Source organism: Microcoleus sp. A6-C6 (assembly GCF_036705955.1).
Classification (GTDB): Bacteria; Cyanobacteriota; Cyanobacteriia; order Cyanobacteriales; family Microcoleaceae; genus Microcoleus.
Genome location: NZ_JAUBVR010000043.1, coordinates 24,737 through 38,988, shown reverse-complemented (window position 1 = coordinate 38,988; position 14,252 = coordinate 24,737). Strand labels below are relative to the sequence as shown.

Sequence of the window (14,252 nt, the reverse complement as noted above, 5' to 3'; positions counted from 1 at the left end):
AAGCTTGTAAAAAACAGGCAGGATGCCTGTTCCACAATAATTATCCGAGAGGTCTATTGCAGATGACGAGAACACCTTTATTGCAGCCCGCGAGTGTTGAGGTCGATCGCATATAAAGATGTGCCAGCAGCGATCCAGAGGCGATCGCGTTTTTTTCCCCCAAAAGTCAGGTTAGCGCAAGTCTCCGGCACCGGAATTTTCCCCAAACGAGTACCGTCGGGCGCGTACACCTGCACGCTATCTTTGGAAGTCGTAAAAATATTGCCGTGTTCGTCTGTTCGCAACCCGTCGGGTTCACCGGGTTCGATGACTGCGAACACCCGGCCATTGTCCGCATCGCGATCGCCCACAACATCATAGGCGCGGAGGTGGTGATACCCTTGCGGCATATTGAAGGCAGAACTGTCCGACACGTATAAGATGCGTTCGTCTGGACTGAAGGCGAGGCCGTTGGGGCGCAACATATCCGTCACCACCGCATCGATCGCACCAGTCGCCGGATCGAAGCGGTACACAAAACATCCAGGCTGTTCCTGTTCGCCGCCGTATCCTTGGTTTGGCTGCGTGAGGCCGTAGGGGGGGTCAGTGAACCAGATCGTGCCGTCACTCTTGACTACCAAGTCATTGGGGCTGTTGAGGCGCTTTCCTCGGTAGCGATCGACCAACACCTGCCATTCGCCGCCGTGTTCGCGCCGGACGATCGCGCGCAAACCCGACGAACAGGAGACAAGGCGACCTTCGCGATCGCGGTAATTGCCGCTTTGATAGTCGGAGGGGTCGCGCAAAACGCTCATTCCCTCACGGGGACTCCAACGCAGCAAGCGATTGCCGTGAGCGTCGCTCCACACCACGCTATCATCTTCATGGAAATAAACCGGGCCTTCGCTCCAGACGGCACCGCTGACAACTTTCTGGAGTGAAGCATCAGGGCACAAAAGCGATTTCATGCGATCGTCATAAATATTGATGACTTCAGACATTTTGGGTATTTTATATTATTTTTAACGTTCTTCTTATCCTTAAACAACTATCGGTCAAATACTAATCATTCTTTTGATATAAATTTAATCTAAGCCATTAGATAGACACAGAAATTTAACAATAAATGTTAAACTAGCCGCATAAAAATATCAAAAAAAGCTGTTGTGCTTTGTTGGGAGCATCTCAGTTTTGATTTTATATTGCGAGCGTCCTCGCTCGCGATCTATTCAACTCGCTATCGGCGACGCTCGCACTGTAAAGAAATTGCTTTTTCGCAAAACTGAGATGCTCCCGCTTTGTTAACGACATAGCAGGTTAGACCTTTTTTAGATACAATCAACGTCAAATTTTCTGGCTTTTTAAATTCTTCAAACTCTCAATAGGATTAGTGCAATGGCGAACTTAGCCGCAACCAAATCTAGGGCCGCCGTGCCTTCACTGCCAACAGACAAATCCGCTGGCAATTTAGAGCTAATAACGCTATTCGAGGATGCCATGCCGATCGGGGTTGCGGTATCCAAACAAGGGCGAATTTTCATCAGCTATCCCCGACTGGTTGACGATGTAGAATTCACCGTTGCGGAACTCAAACAGCCTCTAGAAAAAAACGGCAATCCGGTTCCCTACCCCAATGCAGAAATCCACAAGTTAGATTTAGCTTCGCCCTCAGAAAAGTTGCTGTGTGTTCAAGGGATGACCATCGACGCGCGCGATCGCCTGTGGCTGTTAGATCATGCGAAAATTAAGCAAAATTCAGTCCCCTCCGGCGGCCCGAAACTGGTGGGAATTGACCTGGAGGGCGATCGAATTGTCAAGAAAATTCTCTTTCCCGAATCCATCGCCTCAGCCAATTCTACCCTCAATGATGTGCGCGTCGATTTGCGCTGGGGAGAGGATGGAATTGCATTTATTACCGACTCATCGGAAGAAGGCCCGAACGGCATTGTTGTCGTGGATTTAGCAACGGGAAACAGTTGGCGCAAACTCAACGATCATCCTTCAACTAAACCAATTCCCGGCTTTTTACCAGTAGTTGAAGGTCAACCGATGATGGTGCGGCATCCAAACAAACCGCCGAAGCACATCCACACCGGTAGCGATGGCATTGCCCTCAGCGGTGACGGTCAAAGACTGTTCTATTGTCCCCTAGCAAGTCGGCACCTTTACAGTGTTAGCATTGAAGCATTAGTTAATCAAAATATGCCTGATGAAGAAGTTGCCACCACAGTCATCGATCACGGTGAAAAAGGCGCTTCTGGCGGCATGGTTTGCGATGCAAAAAATCGCCTTTATGTGACTAACTACGAAAACAATTCGATTTTGCGCCGCCTCCCTGATGGTACGTGGGAAACAGTCGCCCACGATGCGCGAATGCTGTGGCCGAATTGCCTGTTTGTGGCGCAAGACGGCTATCTCTACTTTACGGTAGATCAGTGGAATCGGAATCCCAGCTATCATAATGGAGAAGACTTGCGCGAGAAACCTTACAGCCTGTTTCGTATCCGAATTGATGCAGGGCAAGTGTTGCTAGATCGCAGCTAAAACCACGTTTCCAATTTCAAACTTTACTGTAAAACCACCTGTAAATATTAAGGAGATTCACAATGCCTGACGTTGTAGATACTGCAATCAATGCCGGTAATTTCGCTACTTTAGTAACAGCTCTCAATGTTGCTGGCTTGGCAGAGGGTTTAAAAGCAGAAGGCCCGTTTACTGTGTTTGCACCAACTGATGAAGCGTTTTCTAAACTGCCATCGGGAACTGTAGAAGCTTTGCTGGAAAATATCCCGGATCTGATTAAAGTTTTAACTTATCATGTCATTCCCGACCAAAAAATCACAGCAGCAGAAATTGGCAAAACTGATTCAGTCACCACCTCCGAAGGTTCAACCCTCAAGATTAATACCTCTGATGGAGTTAAGGTAAACGATGCTAAGGTAATCATGCCTGATGTGGAAGCAGATAACGGTATAATCCACATCATTGACACAGTGTTGATTCCTGAATCTATGGGTAAGATTGAACCAGTGAGCTAAGGTAAAATTATTCTCAAACCAGCACAATTTGGTAAAGACTTGGCAATGGTAAATTCGGCGAACCACTACGATATCATCATTATTGGCACGGGAGCGGGTGGAGGTACGATCGCTCACCGTCTCGCACCGACTGGTAAAAAGATTTTGGTGTTAGAAAGAGGCGACTTTTTGCCCCGGGAAAAAGCGAATTGGAGTGCGCTGGAAGTTTATCAAAAAGAGCGCTATCACACGGACGAGCGCTGGTACGATCGCGAAGGTAAGGAGTTTCGACCCCAGACGGGCTATTGGGTTGGCGGCAATACAAAAGTTTATGGTGCGGCTTTGTTGCGGCTGCGGGAGCGAGATTTCGATCGCGTAATTCACAAACAAGGATTTTCTCCAGAGTGGCCGCTCAAATACGCGGATTTTGAGCCGTATTACACGCAAGCTGAAGCACTCTATGACGTTCATGGAGAGCGAGGAACCGATCCAACTGAACCGCCCTGTAGCCTACCTTATGCTTATCCTGCTGTCAGCCACGAACCGGATATGCAGGTACTCGCCGATGATATTCGATCGCTCGGTTACAATCCGTTTAATTTACCTTTAGGATTAAAGCTGAATGAAGCCGATCGCACAAACAGCCCTTGCATTCGCTGCGATACCTTTGACGGCTATCCTTGTTTAGTAGGTGCGAAAGCCGATGCAGAGGTGAATGCGATTCGCCCAACCCGCGAAAAATATGACAATTTCACCCTAATAACTAATGCCAAAGTCTTGAGGCTGCATACTAGCAAATCCGGGCGAGAAGTGACGGGGGTAGAAACCGAAATTTTAGGGGAACGACAGCAATTTACAGGCGATATTGTGGTGGTTTCCTGCGGTGCAATTAATTCGGCTGTGTTGTTACTGCAATCTGCTAACGAACAGCACCCCAAAGGATTAGGAAATAGTTCCGATCAGGTGGGCAGAAATTTAATGAAACACCTAGCAACCGCTTTAGTTTCGATGCACCTAGAAGTGAATAAAGCTAACTTTCAAAAAACCATTGCTGTCAATGATTATTATTGGGGAGAGCCGGATTTTCCTTATCCAATGGGGATGATACAAAATACAGGCAATGTGTTAGCTGATATGCTGCCGGCTGAGGCTCCGGCGCTGATGGCTCCGCTGGTAAAATTGGTTCCTAAATACGAGCGGGATTTGATTGCTGAGCGCTCGGTTGGTTGGTGGTTGCAAACAGAAGATTTGCCAGATTCAAACAATCGCGTTCGGGTGGACGGCGATCGCATTTACTTGGATTATACGCCTAATAATGTCGAAGCGGGCGATCGGCTAATTCACCGCTGGACATCTGTACTCAAATCCCTCAACCGTTCAGCCAAGCACGTTATTCCCTTTAGCCTGTATCCTCGCGCCCAGATGCCGGTACAATCAGTCGGCCATCAATGCGGCACTTGTCGGTTTGGTACAGACTCCAAAACCTCAGTCCTTGACATCAATTGCCGCACTCATGATGTTGATAATCTCTATGTTGTGGATGGCAGTTTTTTCCCGTCCAATTCAGGCGTTAATCCGACGCTAACGATTATGGCAAATGCGCTGCGCGTTGGCGATCGCATCACTGAGCGGTTAAAATAAACTATGTAAAAAAATTAGGTTTGGGAAAGCACAAATTGAAAAAACAATAGCAAAAATTGTGAGGAAATAATGGCAATGAATGATGCTAAACAGCCACATGAAAACGGTACAGAACCATCAGAAACATCTGAATCTCACCCGATCGCCACAGGATTGGGCGCAGTCGGTGGCGGTGTAGCCGGTGCCGCCATTGGTAATTCTGTGGGCGGAAAGTTTGGTGCTGCAATTGGTAGCATCGCAGGGGCGATCGCGGGCGGAATTGCCGGCAATGCGGTGGCTGATGTTGCTTCAGAGGCGATCGCCGAAATTCAGCCTGCGATCGGGTTAGGTTTAGGCGCTAATAATAAGCCAGTTGAATTGCCCAAACATTACACTTGGGAAGAATTACAAGCACTATCCAAACCGCAAGGGTAGGGTTTGGGCAAAAAATAGAACTACCACAGATAAACCAGCGAGAACAAAACAATCCAAATCACATCAACAAAGTGCCAAAACAAAGAAGCTGCACTCACGCCAAAGTGACCGGCATTGTAATTCCCAGGAATGAAAGAACGGACAAGCATAATTAGCTGCAAGATAATCCCGACAAAAACGTGCAAACCGTGAAACCCAGTCAGCAGATAAAATGTCCCGCCGAACAAACCTGTAGTCAGCCCAAAAGATAGGTGGTTCCACTCGATCGCCTGATTAACTAAAAAGTAAGTTCCCATCAACGATGCCGTCAGCCACAGCAAGCGAAATAAACCCAGTTTCCGGCGATCGAGGGCCCTTTCGGCAAAATAAATGACAAAACTGCTCGAAACCAGTACCGCCGTGCTAATGGCAGGTTTAAGCACCTCTAATTTCGGAACACCAGGAGGCAGCCAGTTAGGAGTTGTCTGCCGCAAGATGATGTAGACGGCGAAAAAACTGAGGAAGACCATACTCTCGGAAAGCAAGAATGCGGTAAAGCCAAACATCCCGTTTTTGCGATCGTGAGAATTTTCGTTGCTTCCTTGGGGCGATCGGTCTGAATGCGTAGGATTTGCCATAAGTAAAGAAGTCATTAGTCATTGGTCATTAGTCATTAGTCATTAGTCATTAGTCATTAGCATTTTGTAGGGGCGGGTTTAGCTAAGAATATCTGATACAAATGACTAAATAAATGGCAAAACCCGCCCTCTCGTTCATCAGTCATTAGTCATTGGTTATTAGCATTTTGTAGGGGCGGGTTTAGCTAAGAATATCTGATACAAATGACTAAATAAATGGCAAAACCCGCCCTCTCTCAATGCTTGAAAATATCTGCGTTAATCTGTGTTTATCCGCCTGAAATCAGCGATCGAATTGCAGCTATTCTTGAGTAGAAGCCTGGGCGATCGCATCTGGAGAATCGACATAGTGGTAGGGCGGCAAAGTCACAATCGGAATCTGGGCAAAATTCTCAACAGGCGGCGGCGAAGAAACAGTCCACTCCAACCCCGTAGCGTGCCAAGGATTGTTAGTTGCTTTCGGGCCCTGTAGCGCGGAAACCACCATATTGACGATAAAAGGCAGCGTCGATACCCCCAGCAAAAATCCCCCCAAACTGGCAATGACGTTCAAGCCTTGGTATTGCGGATCGTAGGAAGCAACGCGGCGCACCATCCCTTGCAAGCCCAACGGGTGCATCGGAAAGAAAGTTAGATTAGCCCCGATAAAAGTCAGCCAGAAGTGGATTTTGCCCCAACCCTCGGCGTACATCCGCCCAGTCATCTTGGGAAACCAGTAGTAAATTGCTCCAAAAATCGCAATTGTGATGGTGTTAAACACAATGTAGTGGAAGTGGCCGACTATAAAATAAGTATTATTTACGTGCAGATTAAAAGGCACTGCTCCCAGCATAACGCCGGTGATGCCGCCGAACAGAAACATGACTACGCCACCCAAGGCAAACAGCATCGGCGTTTCCAGGTGCAGCTTTCCGCCCCAAACGGTAGCAGTCCAAGCGAATACCTTAACGCCAGTCGGCACGGCGACTAACATGGTGGAGAACATGAACAGCATCCGCATCCAGCCGGGAGTGCCGCTGGCGAACATATGGTGTACCCAAACGAAGATGCTGAGTAGAGAAATTGCAAAGGATGCGATCGCTACTGATTTATAGCCAAACAATGGGTTGCGGGAAAAAGCCGGCAAAATCTCCGAAAAAATACCGAAGGCCGGCAGCGCCATCACGTAAACTGCGGGGTGCGAATAAAACCAGAATAAGTGCTGGTAGAGAATCGGGCTGCCTTCGTTAAAAGGATCGAAAAAGGTTGTCCCCAAGGCTAAATCGAACAACATCAGCACCGCAGCCGCAGTCAGGGCTGGCAGGCAAAAAAGTTGCAGCAACTGGGCGCTCAAAACCGTCCACACAAAGATTGGCATTCGGAACCAAGTCATGCCCGGTGCTCTCATTCTGACGATCGTCGTTACGAAGTTAATTCCCCCCATAATCGACGAGATGCCTAGCAGCGCCACACTCACCAGCCAGATAAATTGGCCGTTGATTAAATCGCCTGACGGGTTCTGGATGCTGACCGGCGGGTAAGACCACCAGCCGGCCTGGGCGGTGCCGCTGGGCAGCAAGAAGCTGGAAATCAGCAGGATGCCTGCGGGGGGAATTATCCAGAAGGAGAGGGCATTGAGGAGGGGAAACGCCATGTCCCGCGCCCCGATCATCAGCGGTATCAGGTAGTTGCCTAGACCCACCATGCAGGGGAAAACCCACAGGAAGATCATTATTGTCCCGTGCATGGTGAACAAACCATTGTAGAGCGGGCGATCGACTAGATTTAATGCTGGAGTGATCAGTTCGGCGCGCATAATCATCGAGAATAAACCCGCGATTAAAAAGAAGATAAAAGCAGTAATTAGGTACTGAATGCCGATAACTTTGTGGTCTTTGCTGAAGCTAATGTAGCGCCGCCAATCAATCGGATTTTCGCTGCGATCGCTTTCACGATCGCCACCGTTGGCTATGTTTTCAATCGAGTTATTTGTCATTTTTCAGTTGCTTAGTTATTAATCAAGAGCAAATTCTGTTTTTTGCCGAATAGTTCGATCTGTTGGGAGCATCTGGTGTTTTGCATTGATATATCAATACGGTTCACTTAACATATTTATGCCCCGGAGATCCCCCTAAATCCCCCTTAAGAAGGGGGACTTTGAGGGCATTCTTGTCCCACCCCCTACTCCCCTTTTTAAGGGGGGTTAGGGGGGATCTGTCTTAAGTGAAGCGTATTGATTTATATATAATAGTGCGATCGTCCTCGCTCGCGTATTGTAGAACTTATTGCAATGCAGGAGATGCTCCCGATCAGTTGGGATGATTCACCACAGGAGGCGCAGCCGGTTTCACAGTTGGCCAGAAGCTGCCTTTGGCGTTCTGCACTTGCTTTGTGTGTTCGGAAACCGCCCGATTGCTTGCAGGAGTTGGCGATTGCTTCGCAGCTTTGGTCAGCCAGCGATCGTAAGCTTCGGGGGATTCAACGTACACATCCGCATCCATCAGAGCAAAGTAAGTGCCGCTAAATTGAGAATCTCTCAACCGATATTTGCCTTCTCGGATCGGTGCAAACACAAAATTAATACTGCTGTTGGGAATGATATCTTGCTTGATGCGGAATTCAGGAACGTAGAAACCGTGAATAACATCCAGTGATTGCAATGTCAGCCGCACATTTTGATTAACTGGCAGGTGCAATTCTGTACTGGTAACATTCTGGCGCGGATAGCGGAAAGACCAAGACCACTGTTTAGCAATTACCTCAATCTCTTCAGCAACTGGTTTAGGATTATTGTTGTTTTCCGTGGGTTTGCTGGCGGCATAAACAGGTTCTTCTAGAGCCATGTGCAAGTGGGCGATCGGCGTCAAACCTTGGATGTTGATTTTCTGATAAATCATGTAGCTTTGAGCGGCAACCCACGTCACTAACAACACCGGAACCACTACCCAAAGAACCTCGATTTTCCAATTCCCCCTCGCAGGATGACCGTGGCTGAAGTCTCCTTTCTGGACGCGGGAAGTGAGAATAGAATAGAGGATAATGGCAACAATTCCCACAAAAATAAACGTTCCGATCGATACCAAGAAGCTAAACAGATTGTCAACTTGTTGGGCTTCTGCGGTTCCCTGGCTGGGCATCCAAGAATAGGCCTGCTGTCCCACCCAGTGGCTGGCTATCATATCTAAGGCGATCGCGATCGCCAATAGCAAGCTCATGAAAACTTTCATAAAATTCCTGCTGTTTGAAAAGATGCGTATTGTAACTGAAAACTCTAATTTATTTACCTATTTACTGGAGTGCAGAACTAGGATTTAATCCCTGTCGGAGCAAACCCGCAGCCGTATTGTGAATTCCAAACTGGTCTCCCATGTGTGCTCCCAGCGTCCCGTGAACGAATAGTAAACCCAGCATGACAACCCCTGCTAGCAAATAGCTCCACTGCACTTGTCTGCTGGCTTCTTTGCGCCAACGGTAGCGCTGAAACCCCCTCCACACGGTCAGGGCAACGATCGCCCCCAAGAGCAAAACTCCGCCCAAACCGTGCAATAGCATCGTCGGCGCAGCACCCAACCCCCACGCACTTTTAACATTCGCAGGGGGATCTGCGAGCATAATCTCGAAAAATCCGGCTGCTACAGTAAAAAATGTGACGATCGCACTTGCGACCAAATTGTACCAGCCCACATCATAAAAGCCCGATCTGAGCGCAGGAACAGCCAAAAACTTCAAAATCGGTCTTTCTAGCGGAAAAAGATTTCCTGCTATATCAAACAAGATGGCAATTATAAACAAACCAAGGGTAAAATGCACCAAATTCGGATGAATTGGCACTTCGTAGGGCAGTCTATTTGCACCTAGCTTGAACCCCAATTGATCGACAAGTTGCTGCACAAGTTGCGAGTTCATTGCAAAATCCCTCTTTTCGTCGCTTCAACGATCGGCTCTACGTGCAACCCGTAAACCCAAACCAGCCGAGTTCCCAGATATGTTTGAAATAAAACCAAACAACTCAAAAAAGTTGTCGCCCCCAGATAAGCCGGCGGTACTTTCAAGGGATTGCGCCTGCGAATTACAAAGCGCCAACCCATAATTCCCGCCAGAATTGCCGCCAGTGACCATCCTGTAATCGTGTGCAAATTCAGTACCGGCTTAACCACCTCGTAAGGTTGCGACAAACCAGCTTCAAACTGACCGAACATCACAGCTAGGAATATGGAAACTGTCGCCACAAACAAGTTCCAGAAACTCACCTCAAACAAGCGGTGATTGCGAGTGAAATATCCCACAACGTCGCAGAAAAACGAGAAAATCACCATCGCAATTACAAAGTGAACAAGAATCGGATGGAGCGGATCTGGGTAAGGTAGATTGGCGCTATTGAGAGGTAGAGCAGGCATTGCTTTGTCCTTACGGCATCAATGAATTATATCATGTCCAATCCAATTGCCAAGTATCAACAATTCACAGGTTCGTAGTGAGGACTTTAGTCCGCAATCAGAAGGACTAAAGTCCTCACTACGAACCAATCTTGTCTTTATGGTTAGAGCGCAATACAGGTTTGTAGTGAGGACTTTAGTCCGCAATCAGAAGGACTAAAGTCCTCACTACAAACCAATTTTGTCTTTATGGTTAGAACGCAATTCGGTTTGCTGAAAATTGCCAATTTCATATCTATAAGATCGATTTAAACAAAACATTGTTAGTTTCATGGTTTGTCACTCACTTGCTGGATCAGTTTCGCCACCACAGCAGTCCATCCCGTTTGGTGCGACGCGCCCAATCCTGCACCGTTGTCGCCGTGAAAGTATTCGTTAAACAAAATCAAATCGTGCCAGTGAGGATCGTTTTGAAACTTTTCCAAACCGCCATAGACTGGTCTTTTACCATCTTTACCTCTGAGAAAAATGCTATTGAGCCGCTGCTCTAATTGCAAGGCAACTTCCCATAAATTCATCATAACTCCAGAACCCGTAGGAAATTCTACTTTGAAGTCATCACCGAAATAATGGTAATATTTTTGCAACGATTCAATTAATAAGAAATTTAACGGAAACCAAATCGGGCCTCGCCAGTTTGAGTTGCCACCAAATTGCTCAGTTGTAGACTCGGCAGGCTCATAGTCTACCTGATATTTAATGCCATCCCACTCAAAGATAAACGGATGTTCTAAATGATAGCGAGAGAGGGAGCGGATGCCGTAAGGCGATAGAAATTCATTTTCATCTAGCAGCCTTTTGAGGACACGCTGCAATTTTTCGGGGGTGGTAATTGAAAGCAGCCTGCGCTCACCGACTCCGGGAATTTCCATACAAGCAATATTATTTTTTAGTTCTGGGCGGTTCTTCAAAAACCAATCGATTTGCTCTTTAAATCCCGGTACTGTTTCTAATAAGTCACTTTCCAGGGTATCGACGGCAAATAAAAGCGTCATCCCCACCATTGAGCGGACTTTTAGCAAGGAACATTCACCGTCTGGCTGAGACAGGGCATCGTAATAAAACCCATCTTCCTCATCCCACAAACCGATTTTTTGGGAACCAACATGGTTGACAGCATCGGCTATGTGAAGAAAGTGTTCAAAAAATTTGATCGCCATGTCTGAGTAAACTTGATCTTCGCGGGCAAGTTCTAAGGCGATTGCTAACATATTTAACGAAAACATTCCCATCCATGCCGTGCCGTCTGCTTGTTCCAAATGGCCGCCAGTTGGCAAGGGTTTGCTGCGGTCAAATACTCCAATATTATCTAAGCCTAAAAAGCCACCTTGAAACAAATTTGCACCTTGCGGATCTTTGCGGTTTACCCACCAAATAAAGTTCAGCAACATTCTGTGAAATATCCGTTCGAGGAAGTCGCGATCGCCTTTACCTACTCGCTTTTCTTCAATTTTATAAACTCGCCATGCCGCCCAAGCTTGCACTGGCGGGTTAACATCTCCAAATGCCCATTCATAGGCCGGAATTTGACCGTTTGGGTGCATATACCACTGGCGAGTTAGCTGTAGTAATTGGCGCTTGGCAAAGTCAGGATCGATTAAGGCGATCGGTATGCAGTGAAATGCCAAATCCCAGGCCGCAAACCAAGGATATTCCCATGTATCTGGCATGGAAATGACTTCTTCTGCATAGAAGTTTCGCCAGTCAGAATTGCGACCATTTAAACGCTGCGCCGGCGGTGTTGGTTCTGCTGGATCGCCTCGCAACCAAGTGCAAACATCGTAGGCGTAAAACTGTTTAGTCCACAATAAGCCAGCAAAGGCTTGACGCTGTACGTTGCGGACATCTTCCTCAAGATTTGGAGTTAGGGATTCGTAAAATTCATCGGCTTCTTTTTGCCTTTGAATGAAGGTGTCTGCAAACTCTTGGTTAAAAGGAGTGTCGGTATAAACATCAGTAAATCTGAGTTTAATAACTGCGGTTTCTCCTGGCTCAATTTTTAGGTGATAGCGGGCGGCAGCTTTAGTGCCAATTTGAGCGGGATTGACAGCTTCTTGGTGATTGTGAACGATTAATTCGTGGAAAGCATCTTTAACATAAGGTGAGGTATTGGCGACACCGTACAGGCGCTGTAGGTTGGTTTCATTTTCAGTAAATAACAGGGGAGGATTGTCTTGACAAAATAGCCAGCGATCGCCATATTCTTGATGGTGAGCTTTGATAACTCCATCGCCCGATCGAGCCACATACGCTGATTTTTTGCTATCAGTCCAAGACCAAGTATTGCGAAACCATAAAGTCGGCAATAAGTCAAGGATTGCTGTTTCTGCACCTCGGTTAGTAGCGCTGATGCGAATGCAAATATCTTCTGGGGATGCTTTGGCGTATTCAGCAACGATGTCGAAATAGCGATCGCCCTCAAAAATTCCCGTATCCATCAACTCATATTCTGGCTGACATTTGTCGCGTCTGGCATTTTCCTCAACCAACAAAGTATAAGGATATTCCTGCTGCGGGTATTTGTACAGCCAGCGCATATAAGAATGAGTTGGCGTATTGTCTAAATAAAAGTAGTATTCTTTGACATCTTCTCCGTGATTTCCTTGACTGTTGGTAAGTCCAAATAAACGCTCTTTCAAAATCGGATCTCGGCCGTTCCACATTGCTAGGGCGAAGCAAATTTGACCGTGGCGATCGCAAAATCCGCCTAATCCATCTTCACCCCAGCGGTAGGCGCGCGATCGCGCCACATCGTGAGGGAAATACTCCCAAGCCTCACCGTTTGGCGAATAATCTTCGCGGACTGTTCCCCACTGGCGATCGCTTAAATAAGAACCCCAGCGGTTCCAGTGCGCTTTCATTTCGCTGTTTTCTTGAATTCGTTCCTGTTCAGCATCCATTGCAGTTATCCGAGAATATTTCTGATTGCATAATCTCGATTAGCCTCCTGTAGCAAATCCTGGATACAATGTCATGCCGCCATCCACAAACAGGGTTGCACCGCAGACATAATCCGAGTCATCAGAAGCCAGCCAAACAGCAGTTTTAGCGATATCTTCTACTTCCCCAACTCGACCGTAAGGAATAAGTTTTAATAACTTTGCTTCGGCTTCTGGTGTATTCCATGCTGATGTATTGATGGGGGTTTTTATAGCCCCTGGCGCAATACTATTAACTCGAATTCTATGGGGTGCAAGTTCTTGGGCAATACTCCGCATCATCATATTTATACCGCCTTTACTAGCAGCATAGTTGACGTGACCCGCCCAAGGAATTACCTCATGTACTGAACTCATGCAAATAATTTTGCCCGCCGCCGCAGAAATATGAGGTTGTACGCCCCGCCGCATAAATTCTTTGGCAGCTTCGCGAGCACACAAAAACTGTCCGGTTAGGTTGATTCCAATGACTAGGTTCCATTGGTCGAGTGTCATATCTACCAAGGGCGAATCTTTTTGCAGACCTGCGTTATTAACCAGGATGTCGATCGTACCAAATTCCTCGATCGCCTGACCGAACATAGCCTTAACTTCGTCTTCTTTGCTAACGTCGGCACCAATGGCGATCGCTTCTGCACCCCCGGCTTTGATATCCTCGACAATTTTCTGCGCGTCTTCAGCTTCCGAGTGGTAATTGACTGCAACAGATGCGCCTGCTAGAGCTAAAGCACGGGCGATCGCTTCGCCGATACCAGAACTTCCGCCCGTTACCAGAGCTTTTTGGCCTTTAAGAAGCTCAGGGGAAAAGCTCATATTTTTTCTCCGTCATTTTGAAAATTTATTAGACATTTATTATATAGACTCTATTTGTCAAATTGATAACAAACTTTTGTCAAATTTGTAATAAAAATAGCTACTATAAGAAATTGCTTTAGTTCAAACTCTTGCTAATTATAGCGTCTAGTCATTTTAAACAAAAATTTATTTATGCCTTAAGAAGTATATAGTTTAAAATTATGTCTTTCTTAAGGCAGATACCTTTGAATAACTATTACCTCTAATATCATGTCCTGTCGATTAACCGCAGTAAGATTAGTTCCTATTGCGGAGTTGGGTTCTCCACAGGGAGCTTGCTGGAGGGCGGACTGCAAACCTTTTTTGCGATCGTAATCGACCAAAGGCGATCTAAGTTGAGGTTAGTTAGAATCAAGCTGCATTTTTGTATAATAA

The 14,252-nt window shown here is 46.8% G+C and carries 12 protein-coding genes; 4 read left to right on the top strand and 8 right to left on the bottom strand.

Annotated elements, in window-relative coordinates:
• Window positions 1-77: 77 nt before the first annotated feature.
• Window positions 78-980, bottom strand: coding sequence for an SMP-30/gluconolactonase/LRE family protein (locus QUB52_RS17955; RefSeq protein ID WP_332974204.1), 903 nt, complete (start codon window positions 978-980; stop codon window positions 78-80).
• A 394-nt stretch (window positions 981-1,374) separates the two neighbouring features.
• Here QUB52_RS17955 and QUB52_RS17950 point away from each other — a divergent pair, with 394 nt between their 5' ends.
• From QUB52_RS17950 to QUB52_RS17935, 4 genes are all read left to right on the top strand, one after another.
• Window positions 1,375-2,523: an L-dopachrome tautomerase-related protein gene (locus tag QUB52_RS17950; protein ID WP_332974203.1), complete on the top strand. Its 1,149-nt coding sequence runs from the start codon at window positions 1,375-1,377 to the stop codon at window positions 2,521-2,523.
• Window positions 2,524-2,585: 62 nt separating this feature from the next.
• Window positions 2,586-3,017, top strand: a complete 432-nt coding sequence (locus tag QUB52_RS17945) for a fasciclin domain-containing protein (protein WP_332974201.1) — start codon at window positions 2,586-2,588, stop codon at window positions 3,015-3,017.
• A gap of 45 nt (window positions 3,018-3,062) precedes the next feature.
• A complete protein-coding gene (locus QUB52_RS17940) occupies window positions 3,063-4,637 on the top strand; it encodes a GMC family oxidoreductase (RefSeq protein WP_332974199.1) in 1,575 nt (524 codons plus the stop codon).
• Between the two features lie 75 nt (window positions 4,638-4,712).
• A complete protein-coding gene (locus tag QUB52_RS17935) occupies window positions 4,713-5,051 on the top strand; it encodes a colicin V family bacteriocin (protein WP_332974197.1) in 339 nt (112 codons plus the stop codon).
• Window positions 5,052-5,071: 20 nt separating this feature from the next.
• Here QUB52_RS17935 and QUB52_RS17930 read toward each other — a convergent pair whose 3' ends face one another.
• From QUB52_RS17930 to QUB52_RS17900, 7 genes are all read right to left on the bottom strand, one after another.
• A complete protein-coding gene (locus QUB52_RS17930; protein WP_332974196.1) occupies window positions 5,072-5,683 on the bottom strand; it encodes a cytochrome c oxidase subunit 3 in 612 nt (203 codons plus the stop codon).
• A 286-nt stretch (window positions 5,684-5,969) separates the two neighbouring features.
• The gene (gene ctaD / locus QUB52_RS17925; protein WP_332974194.1) at window positions 5,970-7,643 is read right to left on the bottom strand and encodes a cytochrome c oxidase subunit I; all 1,674 of its coding nucleotides are present in this window, start codon (window positions 7,641-7,643) and stop codon (window positions 5,970-5,972) included.
• A 313-nt stretch (window positions 7,644-7,956) separates the two neighbouring features.
• A complete protein-coding gene (locus QUB52_RS17920; RefSeq protein WP_332974193.1) occupies window positions 7,957-8,874 on the bottom strand; it encodes a cytochrome c oxidase subunit II in 918 nt (305 codons plus the stop codon).
• Window positions 8,875-8,935: 61 nt separating this feature from the next.
• Window positions 8,936-9,553 (bottom strand): DUF2231 domain-containing protein, encoded by a 618-nt coding sequence (locus tag QUB52_RS17915; RefSeq protein WP_332974192.1) that lies wholly within the window; start codon window positions 9,551-9,553, stop codon window positions 8,936-8,938.
• Complete coding sequence (locus QUB52_RS17910) at window positions 9,550-10,044, bottom strand: DUF2231 domain-containing protein (RefSeq protein WP_332974191.1); 495 nt, start codon at window positions 10,042-10,044, stop codon at window positions 9,550-9,552. The genes QUB52_RS17915 and QUB52_RS17910 overlap by 4 nt, the downstream gene beginning before the upstream one ends.
• A 308-nt stretch (window positions 10,045-10,352) precedes the next feature.
• Entirely contained in the window at window positions 10,353-12,983 is a 2,631-nt protein-coding gene (locus tag QUB52_RS17905; RefSeq protein ID WP_332974190.1) for an MGH1-like glycoside hydrolase domain-containing protein, read from the bottom strand.
• A gap of 39 nt (window positions 12,984-13,022) precedes the next feature.
• Complete coding sequence (locus QUB52_RS17900) at window positions 13,023-13,835, bottom strand: SDR family oxidoreductase (RefSeq protein WP_332974189.1); 813 nt, start codon at window positions 13,833-13,835, stop codon at window positions 13,023-13,025.
• Between the last annotated feature and the right edge of the window lie 417 nt (window positions 13,836-14,252).